This is a genomic window from Pandoraea cepalis (assembly GCF_902459625.1).
GTDB lineage: Bacteria > Pseudomonadota > Gammaproteobacteria > Burkholderiales > Burkholderiaceae > Pandoraea > Pandoraea cepalis.
The window spans coordinates 151,684-174,053 of the sequence record NZ_CABPRY010000008.1 but is presented as its reverse complement, the minus strand read 5'-3'; the positions used below and the strand labels follow the sequence as shown (position 1 = coordinate 174,053).

Annotated in this window: 18 protein-coding genes, 1 pseudogene and 1 riboswitch; of the genes and pseudogenes, 9 read left to right on the top strand and 10 right to left on the bottom strand. The window is 64.7% G+C overall.

What is annotated here, in order from left to right; translation table 11 throughout:
* Positions 1–296: 296 nt before the first annotated feature.
* From PCE31107_RS17055 to PCE31107_RS17045, 3 genes are all read left to right on the top strand, one after another.
* The gene (locus PCE31107_RS17055) at positions 297–2,036 is read left to right on the top strand and encodes a putative bifunctional diguanylate cyclase/phosphodiesterase (protein ID WP_174966704.1); all 1,740 of its coding nucleotides are present in this window, start codon (positions 297–299) and stop codon (positions 2,034–2,036) included.
* 18 nt (positions 2,037–2,054) lie between these two features.
* Entirely contained in the window at positions 2,055–3,563 is a 1,509-nt protein-coding gene (locus PCE31107_RS17050) for an HDOD domain-containing protein (RefSeq protein ID WP_150609977.1), read from the top strand.
* Between the two features lie 431 nt (positions 3,564–3,994).
* Positions 3,995–5,365: a nucleobase:cation symporter-2 family protein gene (locus PCE31107_RS17045; RefSeq protein WP_017231792.1), complete on the top strand. Its 1,371-nt coding sequence runs from the start codon at positions 3,995–3,997 to the stop codon at positions 5,363–5,365.
* A 61-nt stretch (positions 5,366–5,426) separates the two neighbouring features.
* On the opposite strand, the gene PCE31107_RS17040 is transcribed toward PCE31107_RS17045, so the two are convergent.
* From PCE31107_RS17040 to imuA, 5 genes are all read right to left on the bottom strand, one after another.
* Positions 5,427–5,738 carry a HigA family addiction module antitoxin gene (locus tag PCE31107_RS17040; protein ID WP_130026523.1) on the bottom strand — a complete coding sequence of 104 codons (312 nt, stop codon included), beginning with the start codon at positions 5,736–5,738 and terminating at the stop codon, positions 5,427–5,429.
* Between the two features lie 63 nt (positions 5,739–5,801).
* Positions 5,802–6,083, bottom strand: coding sequence for a type II toxin-antitoxin system RelE/ParE family toxin (locus PCE31107_RS17035; RefSeq protein WP_281352581.1), 282 nt, complete (start codon positions 6,081–6,083; stop codon positions 5,802–5,804).
* 127 nt (positions 6,084–6,210) lie between these two features.
* The gene (locus tag PCE31107_RS17030; protein WP_150609975.1) at positions 6,211–9,519 is read right to left on the bottom strand and encodes an error-prone DNA polymerase; all 3,309 of its coding nucleotides are present in this window, start codon (positions 9,517–9,519) and stop codon (positions 6,211–6,213) included.
* Between the two features lie 21 nt (positions 9,520–9,540).
* Positions 9,541–11,079, bottom strand: coding sequence for a Y-family DNA polymerase (locus PCE31107_RS17025; RefSeq protein ID WP_174966703.1), 1,539 nt, complete (start codon positions 11,077–11,079; stop codon positions 9,541–9,543).
* The gene (gene imuA, locus PCE31107_RS17020; protein ID WP_174966702.1) at positions 11,009–12,007 is read right to left on the bottom strand and encodes a translesion DNA synthesis-associated protein ImuA; all 999 of its coding nucleotides are present in this window, start codon (positions 12,005–12,007) and stop codon (positions 11,009–11,011) included. Before imuA ends, PCE31107_RS17025 begins: the two co-directional genes overlap by 71 nt.
* Positions 12,008–12,026: 19 nt before the next feature.
* Here imuA and PCE31107_RS17015 point away from each other — a divergent pair, with 19 nt between their 5' ends.
* The gene (locus PCE31107_RS17015; protein WP_150609971.1) at positions 12,027–13,337 is read left to right on the top strand and encodes an Nramp family divalent metal transporter; all 1,311 of its coding nucleotides are present in this window, start codon (positions 12,027–12,029) and stop codon (positions 13,335–13,337) included.
* 58 nt (positions 13,338–13,395) lie between these two features.
* On the opposite strand, the gene PCE31107_RS17010 is transcribed toward PCE31107_RS17015, so the two are convergent.
* Entirely contained in the window at positions 13,396–13,872 is a 477-nt protein-coding gene (locus PCE31107_RS17010) for a nuclear transport factor 2 family protein (RefSeq protein ID WP_017234183.1), read from the bottom strand.
* A 295-nt stretch (positions 13,873–14,167) separates the two neighbouring features.
* Between PCE31107_RS17010 and PCE31107_RS17005 the strand changes: the two genes are divergently transcribed.
* The 4 genes from PCE31107_RS17005 to PCE31107_RS16990 all read left to right on the top strand — a co-directional run bounded on the left by PCE31107_RS17005 (position 14,168) and on the right by PCE31107_RS16990 (position 16,664).
* Entirely contained in the window at positions 14,168–14,809 is a 642-nt protein-coding gene (locus PCE31107_RS17005; RefSeq protein ID WP_130027897.1) for a CsgG/HfaB family protein, read from the top strand.
* 123 nt (positions 14,810–14,932) lie between these two features.
* Positions 14,933–15,304: a DUF4810 domain-containing protein gene (locus PCE31107_RS17000; protein WP_130026528.1), complete on the top strand. Its 372-nt coding sequence runs from the start codon at positions 14,933–14,935 to the stop codon at positions 15,302–15,304.
* Positions 15,301–15,966: a DUF799 domain-containing protein gene (locus tag PCE31107_RS16995; RefSeq protein WP_130026529.1), complete on the top strand. Its 666-nt coding sequence runs from the start codon at positions 15,301–15,303 to the stop codon at positions 15,964–15,966. Before PCE31107_RS17000 ends, PCE31107_RS16995 begins: the two co-directional genes overlap by 4 nt.
* Positions 15,967–16,199: 233 nt before the next feature.
* Positions 16,200–16,664, top strand: coding sequence for a DUF995 domain-containing protein (locus PCE31107_RS16990; protein ID WP_130026530.1), 465 nt, complete (start codon positions 16,200–16,202; stop codon positions 16,662–16,664).
* Positions 16,665–16,907: 243 nt separating this feature from the next.
* On the opposite strand, the gene PCE31107_RS16985 is transcribed toward PCE31107_RS16990, so the two are convergent.
* The 4 genes and pseudogenes from PCE31107_RS16985 to PCE31107_RS16970 all read right to left on the bottom strand — a co-directional run bounded on the left by PCE31107_RS16985 (position 16,908) and on the right by PCE31107_RS16970 (position 21,458).
* Positions 16,908–17,048, bottom strand: coding sequence for a DUF3563 family protein (locus PCE31107_RS16985; RefSeq protein WP_017234185.1), 141 nt, complete (start codon positions 17,046–17,048; stop codon positions 16,908–16,910).
* 485 nt (positions 17,049–17,533) lie between these two features.
* Positions 17,534–17,923, bottom strand: a pseudogene (gene cueR / locus PCE31107_RS16980) (Cu(I)-responsive transcriptional regulator); the annotation flags it as partial.
* Positions 17,924–17,930: 7 nt separating this feature from the next.
* Complete coding sequence (locus PCE31107_RS16975; protein WP_150609970.1) at positions 17,931–18,737, bottom strand: endonuclease/exonuclease/phosphatase family protein; 807 nt, start codon at positions 18,735–18,737, stop codon at positions 17,931–17,933.
* Between the two features lie 174 nt (positions 18,738–18,911).
* Entirely contained in the window at positions 18,912–21,458 is a 2,547-nt protein-coding gene (locus tag PCE31107_RS16970) for a heavy metal translocating P-type ATPase (protein WP_150609968.1), read from the bottom strand.
* A 271-nt stretch (positions 21,459–21,729) separates the two neighbouring features.
* Between PCE31107_RS16970 and PCE31107_RS16965 the strand changes: the two genes are divergently transcribed.
* Complete coding sequence (locus PCE31107_RS16965; RefSeq protein ID WP_150609967.1) at positions 21,730–21,930, top strand: heavy-metal-associated domain-containing protein; 201 nt, start codon at positions 21,730–21,732, stop codon at positions 21,928–21,930.
* Positions 21,931–22,158: 228 nt separating this feature from the next.
* Positions 22,159–22,338, top strand: a riboswitch (FMN riboswitch).
* Positions 22,339–22,370 lie beyond the last annotated feature (32 nt).

The following is a 22,370-nucleotide window of genomic DNA, read 5'->3' as shown; positions in this document are numbered from 1 at the left end:
AAGGAAATACTGGCGACAGGCCAGCCGCCGTGCAGGAATAATCCCCGATCGCCTTGTCAGAAAAAAACCTACGCGAGAAAACGTGTGGAAAGTGGCATGAATCGGGGATTCCCGCTACCAAATTCGCTGGCGTCTTTAGCTATAATGGCCCACAATCCATCGGACACCTGCCGGACCAAGGTTCGGCCATGAGCGCGTTTGCCTGAACGGGGAAGCACATGGGTCGCAGCGCGCTCGACGTGATGCATGCACAGACAACAACAATGAGTTCAGATCGACTCCCCGCCGGCGTCTCTTTGGTCGAACCTTCGACCCTGGCATCGGCAATCGCCGAGGCTCACGCCGCGGTGCCGGCCCCGGCATTGTCCCGGGCGCTGGTCGAGCTGACCGGCGGACTCTCGGCGCACGTTGCTGCCGACGGCCGTTTCCTTTTCATTGCCGAAGCCTCCCTGCGCCTGCTGGAATATTCGCGCGAGTACACCGATCACGCCACGCTGTTCGAGCTGACCGGTATCGAAGATGTGCCGACGCTGCAGGATGCCTTCTCCGCCGCCCAGATGCTCGGCCCCCAGCAGTGCACCGTGCGCCTGCTGCGCGGTCTGACGGACCGGGTCTGGATGCGTCTGCGCATTGCCCAGTACACGCCCCGTATCGCCGGAACGAGCGCAACGTTCGTCGTGCACGGCGAGGACATCACCGCGTTCAAGGAAAACGAAGCACGCCTGTCCGATCTGGCGGTGCGCGATGCGGTGACCGGGCTGGGGAATCGTCAGTACATTCATCAATGCATTACCGAAGCCATCCAGCACGCGCGTGAAGGCGGGCCGAACTTTGCCGTCGCCCTGCTCGACCTGGACGGCTTCAAGAAGGTCAACGACTCGCTCGGCCACGACGTGGGCGATCAGCTCCTGTGCGACGCCGGCCAACGCCTGATCGCACAGATCCGCGAGACGGACATGGCCGCGCGCATGGGCGGCGACGAGTTCGTGCTCGTGCTGCCCGGCTGCGACGACGAACAGGCGCTTGGCGGCATCATGAAGCGCCTGCTCTCGGCGGTGCAGCAACCGTTCCAGGTTGGCGACCAGTTGCTGCACCTCACCACGAGCATCGGCGTGTCGTTTTATCCCCACCATGGCGACTCGGCCGGCCTGCTCATCAGGCACGCCGACGCCGCCATGTACTGCGCCAAGGATCGCGGCCGCAACGGCCTGTTCGTCTATACAGACGATCTCGGCGACCTGCACCGCAAGGCGTTTTCGCTCGAATCGGCGATGTTCGAGGCGATTCACAATGGCGAATTCAGCCTGCACTACCAGCCGATCTGCGATCCGATCTCGCTGAACGTGAAGGGTGTCGAGGCGCTCATGCGCTGGCATCCCGCGCTCGGCCCGGTTTCACCGGCCGAATTCATTCCGCTGGCCGAGGCCAATGGCCTGATCAACCTGCTGGGCGGCTGGGCATTACGCGCCGCCTGCATGCAGCTCGCGCGCTGGGATCGCACCCGGCTCGACGGGCTGTACATGTCGGTCAACGTCTCGGCACAGCAATTTCACCATCCGTCGTTCCCGAGCCTGGTCTGGCAAGCGATTGCCGATTCGGGCGTGGAAGGGCACCGGTTGGTGCTCGAAATCACCGAGAGCGTACTGATGCGCGACCCGGAACAGGCCAATCTGGTGCTGCGCGAGTTGCAAACGCTGGGCGTGCGCTTCTCCGTCGACGATTTCGGCGCGGGCTACTCGAGCCTGGGATACCTCAAGCGTTTCCCGCTCTCCGCGCTCAAGATCGACCGCAGCTTCGTGAAAGACATGCCCACGTCATCGAATGACCGTACGATTGTGACGGCAGTCCTGGGACTGGCGCGTGAGTTGGGGCTGTCGGCGGTCGCCGAAGGGGTCGAGACAGAAGAACAACGGCAGATGCTGATCGAGCGCGGCTGCCATTCCATCCAGGGCTGGCTGGTGTCGAAGGCCCTGCCTGCGGGAGAACTGGAGGCGGCCTTTGCGAGCGGGCGTCTCAATGTGGATGCCGGCCACTGACCGGATAACCCCGCTACCATGAGCCTGACCAAAGAAAAAACGCTCGAATTATTGTGGCAGCGCCTGGCTGAGCGCGGCGAGTTTCCGTCGCTGCAGCGCTCCGTCAGCGGCATCGTGAGCGCCATGCAAAGCGAGAACACGAGCACGGCCGACCTGGCGGCGTCGGTGCTCTCCGACTTCGCCCTCACCCAGAAAGTGATCCGCCTGGCCAACTCCGCCATGTATGCGCCGTTCGGTTGCAACGTGACGACGGTCTCGCGCGCCATCATGATTCTCGGTGTCGACACGATCGGCCACCTTGCCCTGAGCCTGAAACTGCTCGAGGGTTTCGGCGAGGTCGCCGCACAGCGCGACGACATGGCCCGCGAACTTGCGCGCGCCACGCTCGCCGGGGCGTTCGCCCGTGACATCACCGCCAAGAATGGCATTCGCGACGGCGAGGAAGCCGTAGTCTGCACCTTGCTGCACCATGTCGCGCGACTGCTCGTGACCTATTGCTTCCCGGCCGAATGGGGGGAAATCCAGACCCTCGCCGCAGCGCAAGGCATCAGCGACAGCGACGCCTGCGAGCAGGTGCTCGCCATCTCGTTCCCGGAGTTGGCCGAAGCGGCGGCCCGCAAGTGGGGCTTGCCGGAGTCGATCGCGACGAGCATGCGTCCGATCGATCTGGAGGGCGACGCCCCGCTCTCGCATAGCGACTGGCTGTGCGCGGTGGCGAACATGTCCAACGAGATGGTGACGGAACTCACGCGCGGGGCCGACCCGGAGCGTCTGGCCGAATTGGCGGAGCGCTATGCCGAGCGTCTCGCGCTGGACGTGCGAGACGTGGTGTCCGTGGGCGAAGAAATGGTGCGCGACACGAGCCACCAGGAATTCATTGCGATCAGCACCAAGGCATCGGGCACGCGCCAGCCGCCGGCGGGCAAGCCGCTGGACTCGGCGCGACGTCTGGCAGACGGTCTCTCGGAAGTTCGGGCCGCCACGGGCGAGACCGACGCGGTCGGTCTGCTCAACCTGACGCTCGAAGCGATCATGCAGTCGCTGGGTTTCGCCAACTGCGCGGCCTTCGTGCGCGTGCCGGCGGGCAAGTCGTTCGAGCTGCGCTTCGGCATCGGCCGCGACGTGCAGCCCGTGCTGGGCCTGTCGTTCCCCGAAGCCTTCGAACCGGACGTCTTCCATCTGGCACTGACCAACGGCCGCGCGATTCTGATCGACAACGCTCGCGAGCCGCGTATCGTGCCGCGTATTCCGATGTGGCACCGTGAGCATTTCTCGAACGTGAAGTCGTTCTTCCTGCTGCCAGTTCGCCAACGTAACCAGACCGTGGCGCTGCTTTACGGCGACTGGGGCGGCACGCTGTGCGCGGGAGGCATCGGCGCGAAGGAGCTGGAATTCCTGCAGCACATGGGCAACGAGATCTCCAGCAAGCTCGATAGCGTGGCACAGCAAAGCGGCGGCGCGGGCAATACCGCCAATGCCAGCGACATGCTCGCCCGCAAGGCCTCCGGCACAACCGGCACACGCTGAGCCGCGCAGCCTGACGGCGTTGCGGCGGGGCGATATCCCGGCATCGCACTGTCGCCGAGATTCATACGCCAGTTGCAATCTTTAGTATTGCGGATTCGATATGATCCTCGGCGCGCGGCCAACGTCTGCCGCACGGTGCGGTACGATTCGCACGCATCCGATCGCGTTCCGCCCTCTCCCGCCAGTCACTCCCCTGCGACGTCGCGACCATACGGCATAAGGCTTTCCGGGAAGTCGCCCGCTGCGGCGCCAACCGGCGTACCCTGTCGCGATGCCTCAATTTTTCCCCATGACGCCCCGCCGGGGGGCAATCACGACGCACCCCCGACCATCCGCTCTGCATTTTTGACGGCACTCGCTGCGCCTCGGTAAAAAATTTACGCTCGGTTCCACCATGTAAATCGATTCGTACCGTCGGACCAGGAGAAGACATGACGCAATCTGCTGCTGCACCGGTGCATCCGGTCGACGAGCGCCTGCCGCTCCCCAAGTTGTTCACGCTGGGACTGCAACACGTACTGGTGATGTATGCGGGGGCGGTGGCGGTACCGTTGATCGTCGGCGGTGCGCTCCACATGTCGGTCGATCAAGTCGCGTTTCTGATCAACGCCGATCTGTTCGCCTGCGGGATCGCCACCTTGATCCAGACACTCGGCCTGTGGATCTTCGGCTTGCGTCTACCCATCATGATGGGGGTGACGTTTACCGCCGTCACGCCGATGATCGCCATCGGCACGAATCCCGATCTCGGGTTGCTCGATATCTATGGCGCGACCATTGCCTCGGGCCTGATCGGCATTCTGATGGCGCCGCTCATCGGCAAGCTGCTGCGGCTGTTCCCACCGGTGGTGACCGGGACCGTCATCACGGTGATCGGCATCTCGCTCATGGGCGTGGGCATCAACTGGGCGGCAGGCGGCTTCGGCAATCCCGATTACGGCAATCCGCTGTATCTGGGCGTGTCGTTCGCCGTGCTCCTGTGCATTCTGTTCATCACCAAGTACGTGCGCGGCTTCTTCGCCAACATCGCGGTGCTGCTGGGCATTCTGTTCGGCACGATCGTGGCGATGGCGCTGGGCAAAGTATCGTTCGCGGGCGTATCCGACGCGCCGTGGTTCGGCTTCGTCATGCCGTTTCATTTCGGCGTGCCACGCTTCGATCCGGTTGCCATTGCGACGATGACGCTGGTCATGCTCGTGACGTTCATCGAATCGACCGGCATGTTCCTGGCGGTGGGCGACATTGTCGGCCGTCCGGTCGACAGAAAGACGCTGGTGCGCGGCTTGCGCGTCGATGGGCTGGGCACGATGATCGGCGGCATCTTCAACACGTTCCCCTACACCTCGTTTTCGCAGAACGTGGGGTTGGTCGGCGTGACCGGTGTGAAGAGCCGCTGGGTGTGTGCCATGGGGGGCCTAATACTGATCGCGCTGGGCTTGTTTCCGAAGGTGGCACACGTAGTGGCGTCGGTGCCGCAGTTCGTGCTGGGGGGCGCGGGCATCGTGATGTTCGGCATGGTGACGGCCACGGGGGTGAAGATTCTCTCGACGGTGGACCTGTCGAAGAATCGTTACAACCTGTACATCATCGCAATCAGTATTGGCGTGGGGATGATTCCGGTGGCGTCGGACAAGTTCTTCATGAAACTGCCGCATGCGCTCGCCCCGTTCTTCCACAGCGGCATTCTGCTCGCGTCGATCAGCGCGGTGCTGCTCAACGCGCACTTCAACGGCTTGCGCAGCGAAGCCGAAGCGAGCGCCCTCGCGCAAGCGGCCGGCAAGCAGGCCGACGCCGCGCATTGAGCAATGGCATGACATCCGTCGACGCGCGACGGCAACGGCTGACGTGTCGTTGGGGGGAGCATCACGCCGCAGCGAGAAGATCCCGGGCACGTCGCTTGATGTCGCGCAGCACGTCGGCCATGTTGGCGCGTGCGATCTCGGCATCGTACTGGTTTTGCAGATTGAGCCAGCTCTGTGCATCCACGCCGAAGAACGCTCCCAGGCGCAGCGCCGTATCGACGGTAATCGCACGCTTGCCCAGAACAATTTCGTTGATGCGGCGAGGCGGCACGTCAATGGCCCTCGCCAGCGCATATTGAGAAAGCCCCATCGGGCCCAGCCAGTCCTGCGCGAGAATTTCGCCCGGCGTTGCCAGTGGTACTTGTCGGGTCATTTTTGGCCTCCGTCGACCTGTAGCAAAATCCGCAGAAATATCGGAACGCGCCCGCCTATCGGATCAGTGGTAATCCACGATCTCGACGTCAGAAGCGTTGCCCGCGTCGAAGCGGAAACACAAGCGCCACTGATCGTTGATACGAATGCTGTACTGCCCCAGGCGATTTCCTCGCAGTGCCTCGAGTCGGTTACCCGGCGGTGCGCGCAAGAAACCGAGTGTCGCGGCGGCATGCAATTGCTGAAGTCTGCGCATGGCGGCCCCTTCGACCGCGCGCCAGCGCCTCACCCGGCATCCGTTGAATAACAACGCCGTATCCCTGCATTTGAAATTTTCGATCACAATTAATAACGCAACACGTTATTAACGCATGGCGCCAATAGTAAAGCGAGGCGCCAGTCACGTCAACAAAGAAGAGGCGAGATCCACGCATGGCAGGGGGCCGGAGACACCTCATCCTATCGAAGTCCCCTTAGTGAAAGTTCCGACTCGAGATCGTGAGTTCGCCGAGCATCGACGAGAGATCGACCAGGCGATGCGCCACCAGATGGGTCACGCGCTCCTCACGCTGCCAGACCCCTTCCACCCCCAACAACGACGATGCCAGCAACGCCTTGCGCTGCGACTCGACCAGATCGGGCCAGACGATCACGTTGATGACGCCTGTTTCGTCTTCCAGCGAGACAAAGACCGTGCCATTGGCCGTGCCCGGGCGCTGCCGTCCCGTCACAATGCCCGCCGTGCGCACCCGGCGTCCGTGCACGCCCTCGGTCTGCAAATCCCTCGCCGTTCGCACCCGCATCCGGGTGAGCGTCTCGCGCAACAGCAGCAGCGGGTGACGCCGCAGCGTCAGCCCCGTGCTCGCGTAATCAGCCACGATGTCCTGCCCCTCGGCCATCGGCGGCAGCGCCACTTGCTCGTCGGCACTGCCCGGCACCGCGTCGCGCAAGACCGTCGCCCCCAGCAGCGGCGTGGGGGGCTGCCATGCGGCGACCGCCCAGCGCGCCTGCCGCCGACCGCCGAGCAACGCCGACAGCGCGTCGGCAGCCGCCAGGGCATCGAGATCCCGACGTGACAACGCGGCCCGCGCGGTCAGATCGTCGATATCCGTCAACGGCCGCTGCCGACGCGCACGCTCGATCGCATGCGCCCCATCGTCGGACAAGCCCTTGACCAGCGACAGCCCCAGCCGCACCGCCGGCCGGCGGGCATTGCCGTACCGCCCGATGCGCGCCTCGGGACGCGACTCGACATCGCTCACACAAACGTCGATCGCGCGCACCTCGACATGATGTCGTCGCGCATCCTGCACCAACTGCGACGCCGAATAGAATCCCATCGGCAAACTGTTGAGCAACCCGCACAGGAACATCTCCGGCGCATGACACTTGAGCCACGCACTCGCATAGGCGAGCAGCGCGAAGCTTGCCGCATGACTCTCCGGAAAACCGTACTCGCCAAAGCCCTCGATCTGGCGGCAGATGGCCTCGGCAAACTCGCGCGGATAGCCGTTTTTCAGCATCCCGTCGATAATGCGGGTCTGGAATTTCTCGAGCCCGCCCTTGCGTTTCCAGGCTGCCATCGAACGGCGCAACTGATCGGCGTCGCCGGCCGAGAAATCGGCGGCGATCATCGCGATCTGCATCACCTGCTCCTGAAAGATCGGCACGCCCAGCGTGCGCTCGAGCGCCGCCTTGATCTCCTCACGCGGATAGACCACGTCCTCCTTGCCTTGTTTGCGACGCAGATACGGATGCACCATCCCGCCCTGAATCGGCCCCGGCCGCACGATCGCCACCTCGATCACCAGGTCGTAGAACTTGTCCGGCTTCAAGCGCGGCAACATGCTCATCTGCGCACGCGACTCGATCTGGAAGACACCCACGGTATCGGCGCGACGAATCATGCCGTACGTCGCCGGATCGTCGCGCGGAATGTCCGCCAGCGAGATCGGCTCACCGCGCCATTCCCCCAGCAGATCGAGCGTGCGGCGCAACGCGCTCAGCATGCCGAGCGCCAGCACGTCGACCTTGAGCAGCTTGAGCGTCTCGATATCGTCCTTGTCCCACTGAATGACGTAACGCTTGTCCATCGCCGCCGGCGCAATCGGCACCAGGCGCGAGAGCTTGTCGCGCGAAATCACGAAACCGCCCACGTGCTGCGACAAATGCCGGGGAAAGCCGATCAGCCGGGCGACCAGATCGGCCCATAGCCGCGTGGTCGGGGCGTCGGGCGACAACCCTTGTGCCGCCATGCGCGCGAGCAGATTCTCGCGACCATCCCACCATTGCTGACTCTGCGCGACCTGCTCGACAATCGACAGATCGATGCCCAGCGCCCGCCCCGTGTCGCGCACCGCACTGCGCATGCGATACGAAATCACCGTCGCGGCCAGCGCCGCCCGGTCGGTGCCGTACTTGTCGTAGATGTACTGGATCACCTCTTCGCGCCGCTGATGCTCGAAGTCCACATCGATATCGGGCGGCTCGTTGCGCTCCTTCGACAGAAAACGCCCGAACAGCACCTGCACCTCGTCAGGATTGACCGCCGTGATTCCCAGGCAATAGCACACCGCCGAGTTGGCCGCCGACCCGCGCCCCTGGCACAGGATGTTCTGGCTGCGGGCGAACCGCACGATGTCGTAGACCGTCAGGAAATACGGCTCGTACGCCAGCTCCCGGATCAGCGTCAGTTCGCTTTCGATGAGACGACGCACCTTCTGCGGTACCCCGTTCGGATAGCGCCGCGCCGCGCCGGCCTCGACTTCCTGATGCAAATACGTCACCGGCGTATGCCCGGCGGGCACCAGTTCCTCGGGATACTCGTAACGCAGGCTGCGCAGATCGAAATGGCAACGCGAGGCGATCGCAACCGTTTGCGCCAGGGCGTCCGGCGGATAGAGCCACGCGAGCCGCAACCGCGTGCGTAGATGCTGCTCCGCATTGGCGGCGAGCGCCAATCCGCAAGCCTGCACCGGCTTGCCCAGACCAATGGCGGTGAGCGTGTCCTGCAACGGCTTGCGCGAGCGCACATGCATGAGGACATGGCCGGTGGCGACGAGCGGCACGTCGCACTCGGCGGAGATCGCCCGCAACCGGGCCAGATGCGCGTCGTCGTCGGCTCGGTGACGACGTTCGAGCGCGAGCCACACGCGTCCTTCGCCGAACGTCTGTGCCGCCCAGCGGGTTTGGGCCAGCGTGCGCTCGGGACTCGCGCCGGTCTCCGGCACCAGGATCATCAGGCACCCCGGCAGACCCCGCAGATGCGCCTGCCCGGTTGCCGGCGCGCTGAAGTCTCGCGCGTGCAACCGATAACCGCGCTTCGGGCCGCGCATGCGACCGAGTGTAATCATCTCGGAAAGATTGCCGTAGCCTTCGCGGTGCTGCGCAAGCGCGACCAGATGCACACTGCCCAGCGCGGCTGCGCTGTCCTCAGGCGTCAGACGAAACTCGCTGCCCACGATCAACGACACCGACGGATGCTGCACCGCCTCGGCCAGTGCGCGAACGACACCGGCCAGCGAGCACTCGTCGGTCATCGCCAGCGCGGTGTAGCCCAGGTGCGCGGCCCGCGCGATCAGTTCCTCCGGATGCGACGCGCCACGCTGGAACGAGAAATTCGACAGGCAGTGCAGTTCGGCATAGGCAGGCAGGCTGCCGTCGTCGGCAGCACGCGGATCGGGGGGCGCCGCCGGATCGGCGCCGGCCGCGTCGGCACGCTCATCATTGGCGGCCAGCCCTTCGGTCGGGCCTTGCCACGGTAGGAAATCGTCGAAATTCATCGCACAGCGGACCCGCCGGACTCAGCCGAACAGGCCATGCAAGTACCACGCGGCATCCGCCCCATTCACGGGCCGCTCGCGAAACACCCACAGCAACGCCCCCGTGATATCGGCCGCAATGAAGTAGTCGCGCGTGACGGTGCCTGGCTCCCACCAGCCGGCTTCGATACGCTCAGGACCGCTCATCAGTTGTAGCGGCCCCTGCCGCCACGGGCGCTCCTGACGTACGCCGAGGCGCTGCGGCACATCGAGCAGCCACGCCGGGCGCGGCGGCAACAGGGACTCGCCATCGGGCCGATGACGGACCGCGCCGGACATCGTGACGTGGGAGGCATGGGAAGGATTGCCGGACACCCCATACGGCACGCTGACGAATGCCGCCTCGGGCCGGTGATCGCCACGCACCTGCAAACGCCGCACGTGCTCGTCGCCCAACCGCGCCGCCACACGCTCCATCAGTTGCACAAAATCCTGCCGGGCGCGGCCCGGCTCAGGCAGGAGCGAGCCGCTTTGCGGTACATGGGGCGCCGTCTGCGTGACATCGAGCCGCAACGTCAGCACCGGGGCCACCAGTGGCGAGCGGGCCAGCCGCTCCTTGCACAACGACAGCAAGTGCGCGGGCGCCGCACTCGCTTCGGCAAGACGGATGTCGAAACGCGTCGGTGCCAGCGTTTGCCGCCCAAGCGGCTCATGCTCGAGCACCAGCGCGAGCGCGCGCGTGGCCAGTTGCCCGGCGGCCAGCCATCCCGTGAGTTGGGCGAGCAGACGGCGCAGACCGAAGAGCAGCACGTCCACGTCATGCGTGAGCGACGGCAGCGGCAGCACCGCCTCGAAATGGGGCGGGGCGCGATACCAGGCGGGGGCTTCCGGCGTCTCGCCATAGGCCCGGGAAAGCGCAGCGGGTAGTTCCGCACCGCAGCGGCGCCTCACGCCCGCCGCAGGCAGCGCGCGCAGTTCGCCCAACGTCGCACAACCGATTTGCGCGAGCCAGTCGAGCCACGGCTGCGCCTCGGGCAACAAGGCGACCGAGCGGGAATCGAGGGATTGCGGCAGCGTCATCGGCGTCGGTGGTGTCGATGGCAACCGCGGCGGCCCACCAGGAGCACCGGCACGCGCGAGCAACGCCGCCGCGCTGGCCGTGGCGGCAAGGCCCAACGACGCCCGGTGCCCGAGCGCCTCGGCACTCTCAAACACCTGCGCCGCCAGCGATGCCAGACCGCCAAACAGACGCAGGCTCGGTGCCACGTCGATCAGCACGCATTGTGGCGAGGCGATCGCAACGTCGGGGCCGAAGCGCAGCAAGGCCAGCGCCAGCGCTTCGAGCGCGACCGTCTCGGCCGCTTCGTCGCGATCGTGGAATCGTGCCTGCGGCAATAGCGCCAGCACGCCGCCACGGCGCATGCCGGGTTGCACGCCGGCTGCCTGCGCCGCCTCACTCGCCTGCCAGACACGCGACTGCGCCAGCACGACCGTCGTGTCGGTCAGCGTGTCAGCCGGTGTGAGCGGAGAGGCGATCTCGAGCGCCAGATAGGGCAGATGCAGGGCGATCCAGCAAGCCATGCGAGACTCCGGAAACAGAAACCAAAGGCACCGTGGACGGTGTGGACGAAGGTGCCGGACCGGGCCCGACAGGCCCCGGCCGCGCATCGTCGGCCGCGCCCGTCACCGGTTGCGAGACATGCGCATACGGCGCGGGCAACGTCAGCCAGAGCGGCTCGAGACGCGGCGGCCCCCGCCGCTTGTGAAACTGCACGCCGAGGCGACTCCCCGGCCCAACGGCAAGCCCCAGTCGCAACGGTGCCGCCGAGGCGGTCGCGACGGCGGCGGGCCCTCGCACCACCCAGGCCAGCGTCTCGCCGCCACCGGCCGCGACCTGAAGCCGCCGAATCTGCTCGGGCGTCGCGGCCGGAAGCCAGGTGAGCACCGCCCCGCAGCACGCGCTTTTGAGGGCCTGCTCGGCACACCAGAGCATGTCGCGATCCTCCGCCTTCAGGCCGCGTGTGCCGCGCGCCCGAGGCGCCTGACGTGCCGGGCTCACCGGACGCATCACGACACTGAGCCAGCGTAGATCGATGCCCCATCCCGCCAGTGCCGGGGCATATGGCAGCATCGGCGGCGCAATCACCATCACCGGCTGGCCCGCCTGCGTGAGATCGCGTAGCGCCGGGGCCAGCAACCGCCATTCACCGATGCCCGGGCGCTCGCTCAGCAACTCCGTCACCGCACCATGCGGCCACCCGGCGCCGGGCAGCTCGGCGTCCAGCGCGGCAAAACCCGTGGTGTGGCCAGCACGGTGGCAATGCGCCAGTTCACTGGCGCGCCACAGCCCGGCAGGCAAAGAGGAAAGTGGCAGGGTCATCGCGCACCCAAAATACTGTATGAATGTACAGTATAGCAGTTCATCTGCCACCGCCGCGATATCCGTGACCTTGCCGCCGCCATGATCGCGCTTGCCGGCAGGCGCCGGCCCGGCTACCGTTGGCGTCATCGACCGATCTCCTTTCCTCATGCCGCTGCCGACCACCGCCACTGCGCCCTTCTGCCCTTCCGAAGTCAAAGGCAGCATCGTCATCGACGCGCGCGAACCCCGCTGGATCAAACTCAAGCGTTTTGCCGGCCCAGGCCTGCTCGTCGCCATCGGCTATATGGACCCCGGCAACTGGGCGACGGACATCCAGGCCGGATCGCAATTCGGCTATTCGCTGCTCTGGGTGGTGGCGCTCTCCAGCTTTGCCGCCATCTTTCTCCAGATGCTCGCTGCCCGGCTGGGACTGGTCGCCGGGCGCGACCTCGCGCAGGCGAGCTACGAGCGCTACGGGCGGGCGGGACGACTCGTCCAGTGGATCACCGCCGAGATCTCGATCGTCGCCTGCGATATCGCCGAAGTCCTGGGCTGTGCGCTCGCCTTCAAGCTGTTGCTGGGGGTGCCGATCGCCTGGGGCATCGTCCTCACCGCGCTCGACACGATGATCGTGCTCGGCCTGCAGGGCAAAGGCTTTCGTCAGATCGAAGCCATCGTCTTCGGCTTGATCGGCACGATGGCGCTGTGCTTCGTCGCGCAAGTGGCCATGGTGCCGCCCGATTGGCATGCGGTGGTCGCCGGTCTTGTGCCGGGTGCGCCCAGCCACGACCGGCACGATGCCCTCGTGCTGGCGCTCGGCATCGTCGGCGCCACGATCATGCCGCACAATCTGTACCTGCACTCGTCGGTCGTGCAGACGCGGCGGGTGGTCGGCGGCAAACGCGGCGACGTGCGCGACACCCTCGCGCTGGTGCGCATCGACACATGGGTCTCGCTCGCGCTCGCCATGTGCGTGAATGCGGCCATTCTGATACTGGCGGGTTCGGTATTTCACGCCAGCGGCCAGACCAACGTCACCGATATCGAGCAGGCATATCGGCTCATCACGCCGCTCGCGGGCGGCGCCGCGGCCTTCCTGTTCGGCATCGCCCTGCTTGCGTCGGGACAAAGTTCCACGCTCACGGGGACCATCGCCGGGCAGGTCATCATGGACGGCTTTCTGCACGCCCGGATCCCCTGCTATCAACGTCGTCTGATCACGCGCGGGCTGGCGCTCGTGCCCGCGCTGATCGGCGTGCTGTGGCTCGGCGACGGCGCCGTGGGCAAGCTGCTGGTGTGGAGTCAGGTGCTGCTCAGTCTGCAACTGCCGTTCGCCATGTGGCCGCTCATCCGCTCGGTGAGCGACCCGCGCGTGATGAACGGCAACACGCTCGGGCGTCCCGCACAGGCGCTCGCGTGGGGCCTCTTCGCGGTCATCACCGCCACCAACCTGCTGCTCATCGTTGGGCTGGACTGAGGTCGCGCAAACGGCGACGCGACGCGCGTCAGCATCATCGTCGCCATGCCCGCCGGCTTTACAGCCCGAGTTCGGTCAATCCCGGATGATCGTCGGGACGGCGTCCCTGCGGCCAATGGAACAGGCGCTCGCCTTCGGTGATGCGCGAGTCGTTGATGCTGGCATGGCGCTCGGCCATGAGCCCTTGCGCGTCGAACGCCCAGTTTTCGTTGCCATACGAACGGAACCAACTACCCGAATCGTCTCGCCATTCGTAAGCGAACCGCACCGCGATGCGATTCTCGGTAAACGCCCACAGTTCCTTGATTAGCCGGTAGTCGAGTTCGCGTTGCCATTTACGCGTCAGGAACTCGACGATCTGCTCACGGCCACGCGGAAATTCGGCCCGATTGCGCCAGCGGCTGTCGACCGTATAGGCCAACGCAACCCGCGCAGGATCGCGCGAGTTCCAGCCGTCCTCGGCCATACGAATCTTCTGAATTGCAGTTTCACGCGTGAATGGCGGAAACGGCGGGCGGGCTTCACTGTCGGCCATGACAACACTCCTATCGAAAGTATGAGGGGAAGGCCGTGCGAGTGTATCGCCAAGCTGCACTTGGCGCTTGGCGCAGGGGCGCGCATACCTCCGTCGACGCACTAACACGACAATGCTGCATGCTAAGATCAGCACCCCTTACCAAATTCGAAAAAAGCAAAGCCAACCGAGCGGCAAGGGAACCAGATGCCCGTCACGGATCGATGCCACCGCGCCTCGCCCGCCGGGTAACAATACATACAGGGGTATCACCGTGCAGAAAAGCAAGTCCAGCATTGCGCTGCTCAGCGCCGTCATGCTCGCCGCCGGCGCGCTCGGCGGTTGCGCCACCGAAAGCTCGCGCACCTTGCAAGTCGCCAAGGTCGAAAGTGCCAGCCGTCCCTACGTCGGGGTGCGCACACCGATCGCCGTCGGCAAGTTCGACAACCGTTCCGCGTACATGCGTGGCGTTTTTTCCGATAATGTCGACCGCCTCGGCAGTCAGGCCAAGACCATCCTGATCACCCATCTGCAGCAGACCAACCGTTTCAACGTGCTCGACCGCGACAACATGGCCGAGATTCGTCAGGAAGCCGACATCAAGAAGACCCAGCAAACGCTCAAGGGCGCCGACTACGTGATCACCGGCGACGTCGTCGAATTCGGCCGCAAGGAAGTGGGCGACAAGCAACTCTTCGGTATTCTCGGCCGGGGCCGCGAGCAAATCGCCTACGCCAAGGTCAACCTGAACGTGGTCGATATCGCCACCTCGGAAGTCGTTTTCTCGAGCGGCGGTGCAGGAGAGTTCGCGCTGTCCAATCGCGAAGTGATCGGCTTCGGCGGCACCGCGGGCTACGACTCGACGCTCAACGGCAAGGTCCTTGACCTCGCCATGCGCGAAGCCGTCAACAACCTGGTCGCAGGCATCGAGAGCGGTGCCTGGAAGCCCGGCAAGTAAACCCGAAACGCCTTAGTTGTCGCATGCGCGGCGTATCGTTCGCGATGCGCCGGGCCTCGCACGTCACGTGCAGGCGGGCGCGATGCCTTCGCCCGCCGCCTGCCTGTCAGGATCTCTATCGCCATGAATCGCAAGTTCTCGTCCGCCCGTGCCGCCGCGCTGGCCATCCTCGGTGGCACGCTGCTCACGGGCTGCGTCACGCCGCCCAAGCCTCTGTACGACTGGGAAAGCTATCAGCCGCAAGTCTACGAATACTTCAAGGGTGAATCGAAGGAAGCGCAGATCATCGCGCTCGAGCGCGATCTCGAGAAGATCAAGGCCGCCAATCGCGCCGTGCCGCCGGGCTATCACGCTCACCTGGGTCTGCTCTACGCATCGGTGGGCAAGTCCGACAAGATGGTCGAGGAATTCCAGACCGAGAAGCAATTGTTCCCCGAGTCGGCCGGTTACATCGACTTTCTCCTCAAGCACAAGACCCCGGAGGCCAAGCAATGATCGTTCGACTCTGCCAATGGATGACGGTAGCGGCGCTGGCCGCCCTCATGACCGGTTGTGCGGTTCATCAAGCCAAACCGTACGATTACACCGCGTTCAAGGAAAGCCGCCCGAAGTCGATTCTGGTGTTGCCGCCGCTGAACGACTCGCCCGACATCGATGCAACCTACAGTGTGCTCTCGCAGGTCACGGTGCCGCTGGGTGAGGCTGGCTACTATGTGATGCCCGTCGCCCTGGTTGACGAGTCGTTTCGCCAGAACGGCCTGACCGTGGCCGGCGACATCCATCAGGTCAGTCCGGCCAAGCTGCGCGAGATCTTCGGGGCCGACGCCGCGCTCTACCTCAAGATCACGCAGTACGGCACGAAGTACATGGTGCTCGACAGCGCCACGGTGGTGACGGTCTCGGCCGACCTCATCGATCTACGCAACGGTGCCAAGTTGTGGAGCGGGGTGGCCAGCGCGTCGAACAACGAGGGGAACAACAACAGCGGCGGCGGTCTGATCGGCATGCTGATCACGGCAGCGGTCAAGCAGATCGTGAACAGTGTGTCGAACGCCGGTTACACGGTCGCGGGCACCGCCAACGCACGTCTGCTGTCGGCCGGGCATGCCAATGGGCTGCTCTACGGCCCACGGTCTCCGAAGTACGGCACCGACTGAGGCCACCTCATGTGCCCCGGGACGAGGCGGTGGGTCGCTCACCGCGCGCCCCCGGGCGGCACGCGTCTGTGCAGACGCCCGCTTGTCGCCTATAGTAGTAGCGCATCATCTGGACCGATAGCGACACCGCGTCTCAATGCGGGACGATAACGTCTGACGGCACGCACGACCGATCGCGGCGCGCGTACCGTCGGCCTGCATGCGACATCGGCAGGCTTCGTCCGGGAGTCATCATGGTCCGCCGCTTCACATCCCCCGCCACGGCATTGCTTGCCACCGGCCTGCTCGCACTATCGTCGTTCGCCCACGCGGACCCGATGCATCTCTCCGATATCAAGAGTGCCAACGGTCAGCAACTCAGTGTCGACGAATTGCGTTCGCTCATGCCCGGCGCGCACATCACCCACCTCGCCAACAACGGCAGTACGCGCAAATGGATCAACGACACCAATGGGTCGCTCAATGCCACGAGCGACAACAAGGGCAGCATCGGGTCGGGTAGCCGCGCGAATCAGGTTGCTCACGCCACCGGCACGTGGTCGGTCAACGACAACGGATCGTACTGCGTGAACCTCGAATGGCGCGCGATGACCGAGAACTGGTGCCGCTTCATGTTCAAGGTCGGTGACAAGTACTACGGTGTGACCTCGCTCGCCAACGGCGCGGCGCTCGCCACCGAGTTCAGGATCGAGAAATAGACACGTTCCGCCGGGGTACGGCGAAAGCGAAGGACGAAAGGGCAGGACATTAACGACAAAGCCCGCCAAAGTGGCGGGCTTGCACTCGCCAACCCCGAAACCGCAGGGATTGGCATCCGGACTCACGGTTGGGCGCCGTCGCACGCCATCGCATGGATGACGGGGATCGCCCGTTGTGACGATTGACTTGCCTGCTTGCGCCAGCGACGACCGTTCGTCCGGAGGGACTTGCTACAAACTTGCTTAGTAACCGGCGGTTTCGAGCGCGCGGATACGTTGTTCCAGTTCAATGATGTCCTTCGACTCAGCCAGGAACGCTTCGCGACGACGACGCTCAGCCGTTTCAAACCAAGTGTTCACGACTTCAAACAGGGCGGCAACCATGATGTTTCTCCAATTCATTTAGTGTGCTGCATCGCAGCAGTGCTTCGCATTGTATAGGGTTTTCCCGTTAAGGGTTAGCCCCTATTTGCAAAAAACATCAAAAATCTGCTAGAGGCTCACTTCAAATACAGTCAATTCATGAAAATTTTATTTAAAATCATATACATATGCAGTTGTCTACGTAACGCAACACCCCGCTGCGGCATGCTGTCGCAGCGGGCGAATCAAAATTCAGGAAACAAAAAAAGCGCCGTCATTGCGGCGCGTCATAGGGGATATCGGGCGTCAGCCGGTCATGTCGGCTTCATGTGTTAGGGTTGGGGGACGTGACGGATCTGCCCCTCGCTGTCACTAACCGAGCCGCCTGCCGACGCCGGGGCATCGGTGCCGGTCGCGGCGTCTGAGGCTGTGGCCGACTGCGCCGGACCGCACGACGCTTTCGCGCTCGCGAAACGCGCCCCCTTGCCGCCCAGGTCGCCGGGAAGTTCAGCGGCAGCGATCCCCTCGAGTATCGGGCAGTCTGGACGATCATCACCGTGACAGTGCATGGCGAGATGAGAAAGCGTGTCGCGCATGGCCACCAATTCACCGATGCGCTGGTTGAGTTCATCGACATGGGTTTGCGCCAACGCCTTCACCTGCGCGCTGGTTCGGTCTCGATCCTGCCATAGTGCCAGCAGTTGACGGATTTGATCGATCCCAAAACCCAGCCGCCTCGCCTGACGAATGAAGCGAAGCAGATGCAGATCCTGCTCGCCGTATCGCCGGTAACCTGCCTCGGAGCGGGGACTCGGGGGCATCAGGCCGATACTTTCGTAGTACCGGATCATCTTGGCCGTCACGCCGCTGGCCTGCGCCGCTTGTCCGATGTTCATGGCTGCCTCACTGGGGGGAACGAGGGTTGAACGACGGGGGGGAGGAACCGTTCATCGTCTTGTCAGCGTCCGACGGCACAAGTCGGGCGCTGATTGGTGAATGATCGGAAATCCGTGACCAGGGACGCCCGTGTAAAACCTGCGCCCCTTCGATATGAAAGCCTCGTGCGTAAATGCGGTCAAGTCGTAAAAGCGGCAATCCGCTCGGAAAACTGCGCGCCGGACGCCCCCCGCGGTTCTGAAACACCTCGGTCAGCGCCAAGCGTTCCGCCAGCAACCGGTCCGCCTGATTGCTCCAGTCATTGAAGTCACCCGCGATAATCAACGGCGCATCGGCGGGAATGGCGTCGGCCACACGCTCCGTCAACATTTCGAACTGGCGACGACGACCGCGTCCGGCCAGCGACAAATGCACACACAGGGCATGCAGCGGCTGTTTCAAACCCGGCACGGCAATCTCGCAGTGAAGCATGCCGCGCTTCTCAAAACTATAGGTTGTGATGTCGTGGTTGTCCGACCTGACGATCGGATAACGGCTCAGAATCGCATTGCCATGATGCCCCTGCTCATAGACAACATTGCGCCCATACGCGTGATCGCGCCACATGGCGCCGGCCAGAAACTCATGTTGCGGCTGCACCGGCCAATTCCTGTGACGCACCGCATGCCCCTGATGCAGGCCCTGCACTTCCTGCAGGAAGACCAGATCCGGCGCAAGCCCTTCCAAGCCGGCACGCAGTTCGTGAACACGCAGACGGTTGAATGCGGAGAAGCCCTTGTGGATGTTGTAACTCGCGATATGGAGGCTATTCATGTTCGGCAGGATTCATTCCGCGCCGGAAGGCAGACGATATCAGTCAAATGATGCCGCTTTCGACGAATTTAAAGTCAGTTAAAAATTCAGGCACCGCATCGGGCGGTCGCCGACCGCGCGCCCCCCTAACGAATTCATTATGCGCCGTTCGCCTTGTGCCCGGGCAAACCACCCTCAAGCTCTGGCGCTGCGGGCCTCGCCAATCTTGGCGGCAGCGCCGGCACTGACGTCTTGCGTCGCCGATGAACGCCAGCGCCGCAGCAGCAACGCGTTGCTCACCACACTCACGCTGCTGAGCGCCATCGCCGCCCCCGCAATCACCGGGCTCAAGAGCCCAAACGCCGCCAGCGGAATCCCGACCACGTTGTACGCGAACGCCCAAAAGAGGTTCTGGCGAATCTTCGACCAGGTGCGACGCGACACATCGATGGCATCGGCCACCCGCAGCGGATCGCCGCGCATGAGCGTGATGCCCGCCGTCTGCATGGCCACGTCGGTACCCGAGCCCATCGCGATGCCGACGTCGGCCGCTGCCAACGCCGGGGCGTCGTTAATGCCGTCGCCCACCATCGCTACGACCGCGCCGTCGCGCTTGAGTTGCGCGATCACCGCCGCCTTGTGCTCCGGCAGCACGTTGGCATGCACTTCGTCGAGTCCCAACGCGTCGGCGACCGCCTTGGCGCTCCCTGCGTTGTCGCCGGTCACCATCACGCAACGCACGCCCAGCGCATGCAAGCGCTCGACGGCCGGCCGCGCCGTGGCCTTGAGCGTGTCACCGAACGCCAACAGACCCAGCAAGCGCGCCGGCGCGTCGTCATTTGCGCCTTCCCCCGCAGTCTCGACCAGCCACGAGACGGTACGTCCCTCGGCCGCCAGACGCGCTGCCTCGTGAGCCAGTGCCCCTTCCGAGACACCCAACTCCTCAAGCAACCGCGCGTTCCCCAACTGCAGCGTATGACCGTTGCGCGAGGCGCCCGCGTTCTCGACGCCCCTAACACCCCCGCCCTCCCCAACTTCCTCGATACGTGCCCGCATCCCTCTCCCCGGCAGCGCAGCGATGTCGAATGCCGTCGGCACCGCCGAGGTCACCCCGGCTTGCGCGGCGGCGGTCGTGACCGCCTTCGCCAGCGGATGCGAACTGCCCGACTGCACCGCCGCGGCCCATCGCAGCAAGGTATCGGCACGCACCCCCGTCGCCGGCAGGTGGGCCACGAGGCGCGGCTTGCCCTCGGTCAACGTGCCCGTCTTGTCGAACGCCACGACGCGGATGCGGTGCGCCAGTTCGAGCGCTTCGGCATCCTTGATCAGAATGCCCTGCCGTGCCGCCGCCCCGGTGCCCACCATGATCGCGGCAGGCGTTGCAAGACCCAGCGCACACGGGCACGCGATGACCAGCACTGCCACCGCATTGAGCAGCGCTGTCTCCAGGCCGATGCCGAGCCCCCAGCCAACGACCAGCGTCATGACGGCGACCAGCACCACCACCGGCACGAACACCGCGGCCACCCGATCGACGGCGCGCTGGATCGGCGCCTTGCCCGCCTGCGCATCTTCGACCATGCGAATGATGCGGGCCAGCGCCGTATCGGCGCCGACCGCCGTCGTCTCCACCCGCAGCGTACCGGCGCCGTTGATCGAGCCGCCAACGACCTTGTCGCCGCCTGCTTTTTCGATCGGCAACGGTTCGCCGGTCAGCAACGACTCGTCGAGCTGGCTCGCCCCCTCGCGAATGACGCCATCGACGGGCACCCGTTCACCGGCGCGCACCTCCACCCAGTCGCCGACTTTCACCTGGCCCAACGGCACCGTCACCTCGCTCGCCGCGCCCTGCGGATCGCGCAACACGCGCGCGGTCTCGGGACGCAAGGCCGCCAGCGCACGAATCGCTTCCACGGTGCGACGCTTTGCCCGCGCTTCCAGCCACTTGCCGAGCAGCACCAGCGTGATGACCACGGCCGCCGCTTCGAAATACAGGTGCGCCATGCCCTGCGCCGGGGCACGCCACCATTCGTAAAGACTCAGCCCATAGGCGGCCGACGTGCCCAATGCCACCAGCAAATCCATATTGCCGCTACCGGCGCGCACCGCTTTGTACCCCGCCCGATAGAAGCGCGCCCCCAGCCAGAACTGCACCGGTGTGGCGAGCAACCATTGCACCCACGGCGGCAACATCAGATGAATGCCGAAGGGTTCGAGCAGCATTGGCAGCAACAACGGCAGGGACAAGACCGCCGCCACGGCAACCGGCCACCACGCCGGACCTTCGTGGGATGCGGCCGCCTGCGCGGGGTCCGTGACTGGCGACGCCTCGTATCCCGCCTGCTCCACGGCAGCGGTGAGCGCCGCCACGTCGAGCACGCCACGCACCCCGCGCACGGCGGCACGCTCCGTCGCCAGGTTCACGTTTGCCTCGACCACACCGGGCACCTGGCGAAGGGCCTTCTCCACGCGCCCCACGCACGACGCGCAGGTCATGCCGCCAATCGCCAACTCGAACGATTGCTCCGCCACCCGGTATCCCGCGTCGTTGACGGCCGTCTCGACCGCGCCAAGCAGAGCCGCGGGCGTCACGCCAGGTGCAGCTTCCACGGCCGCCGTCTCGGTCGCGAGATTGACGTTGGCGCTGGCCACACCCGGTGCGCGCCGCAATGCCTTCTCGACCCGTGTCACACACGAGGCGCAGGTCATACCTTCGATACCGACCGACCAGTTCCGAATCATTTCAAGGTCTCCAGGAGCATTGTCATCATGCGTCGAAGCATAGACCTTTCCATGAAGGGAAGGTCAAGCCGCCAGCGTCAATCTGCCGCACGCCTTGCCATGCCAGTCTCGTCAATTATTACGATAGCGCGCCCGGAACCGCCCGGGTTTGGGCTGCGTCTGGGCGATCCAGCGAATACACTGAAAATAGCGCTTGAGCTTCCTGTCGTAGGAAGGTCTATTATCGATTTGTCTGATCACCGTCACCGAAACCGCTTTCAAGGAGTGCAACATGCAAGTGCAAGTCGAAGGGATGAGCTGCGGTCATTGCGTCAAAGCCGTCACGCGTGCGATCACCGAGCGCGATCCCGCCGCCAAGGTCAATGTGGATCTGGACTCGGGGCGCGTCGACGTCGAAAGCCGACTCTCGCCCACTGAGGTCAGCGCCGCCATCAGCGACGCCGGCTATACCGTCAAGGGCACCCACGCCTGAGCATCACCCGGCACGTCCGACGTCGCGCAACGCTCACGTCGGCGGCCGGCGCGACATCCGCGCCGGCCCTCCTCCCGAGCCGACGTCGACCCAATCACCCGCCATCATTCCCACGTGCGCGGCGCAGTCTTCCCTGCAGCGCCGCAACACCCTGTGCTACGCTCTCTCTCGCCGACTACGCAACCACGCCACGCGATCAGTGACAGCGAGGTGCGCTGCGTGCGGCATACACGTCTTCAGGGCGGGGTGAAAGTCCCCACCGGCGGTATGTGACGCCGCGCAGTGCAAGCTGCGTGCGTCATGAGCCCGCGAGCGCCTGCCACCGTCGCTTACGTGACACTGGCAGGGTCAGCAGATCTGGTGCAAAGCCAGAGCCGACGGTCATAGTCCGGATGAGAGAAGATGCGTCGATACCCGCGCGCCATGGGACGTCGTCCCAT

Bases quoted from the DNA above. Each gene is read 5' to 3' on its own strand.
- PCE31107_RS17050 (WP_150609977.1), top strand. From the start codon at position 2,055: ATGAGCCTGACCAAAGAAAAAACGCTCGAATTATTGTGGCAGCGCCTG.
- PCE31107_RS17045 (WP_017231792.1), top strand. From the start codon at position 3,995: ATGACGCAATCTGCTGCTGCACCGGTGCATCCGGTCGACGAGCGCCTG.
- PCE31107_RS17040 (WP_130026523.1), bottom strand. From the start codon at position 5,738: ATGACCCGACAAGTACCACTGGCAACGCCGGGCGAAATTCTCGCGCAG.
- PCE31107_RS17030 (WP_150609975.1), bottom strand. From the start codon at position 9,519: ATGAATTTCGACGATTTCCTACCGTGGCAAGGCCCGACCGAAGGGCTG.
- PCE31107_RS17025 (WP_174966703.1), bottom strand. From the start codon at position 11,079: ATGGCTTGCTGGATCGCCCTGCATCTGCCCTATCTGGCGCTCGAGATC.
- imuA (WP_174966702.1), bottom strand. From the start codon at position 12,007: ATGACGCCAACGGTAGCCGGGCCGGCGCCTGCCGGCAAGCGCGATCAT.
- PCE31107_RS17015 (WP_150609971.1), top strand. From the start codon at position 12,027: ATGCCGCTGCCGACCACCGCCACTGCGCCCTTCTGCCCTTCCGAAGTC.
- PCE31107_RS17010 (WP_017234183.1), bottom strand. From the start codon at position 13,872: ATGGCCGACAGTGAAGCCCGCCCGCCGTTTCCGCCATTCACGCGTGAA.
- PCE31107_RS17005 (WP_130027897.1), top strand. From the start codon at position 14,168: ATGCTCGCCGCCGGCGCGCTCGGCGGTTGCGCCACCGAAAGCTCGCGC.
- PCE31107_RS17000 (WP_130026528.1), top strand. From the start codon at position 14,933: ATGAATCGCAAGTTCTCGTCCGCCCGTGCCGCCGCGCTGGCCATCCTC.
- PCE31107_RS16995 (WP_130026529.1), top strand. From the start codon at position 15,301: ATGATCGTTCGACTCTGCCAATGGATGACGGTAGCGGCGCTGGCCGCC.
- PCE31107_RS16990 (WP_130026530.1), top strand. From the start codon at position 16,200: ATGGTCCGCCGCTTCACATCCCCCGCCACGGCATTGCTTGCCACCGGC.
- PCE31107_RS16985 (WP_017234185.1), bottom strand. From the start codon at position 17,048: ATGGTTGCCGCCCTGTTTGAAGTCGTGAACACTTGGTTTGAAACGGCT.
- PCE31107_RS16975 (WP_150609970.1), bottom strand. From the start codon at position 18,737: ATGAATAGCCTCCATATCGCGAGTTACAACATCCACAAGGGCTTCTCC.
- PCE31107_RS16970 (WP_150609968.1), bottom strand. From the start codon at position 21,458: ATGATTCGGAACTGGTCGGTCGGTATCGAAGGTATGACCTGCGCCTCG.
- PCE31107_RS16965 (WP_150609967.1), top strand. From the start codon at position 21,730: ATGCAAGTGCAAGTCGAAGGGATGAGCTGCGGTCATTGCGTCAAAGCC.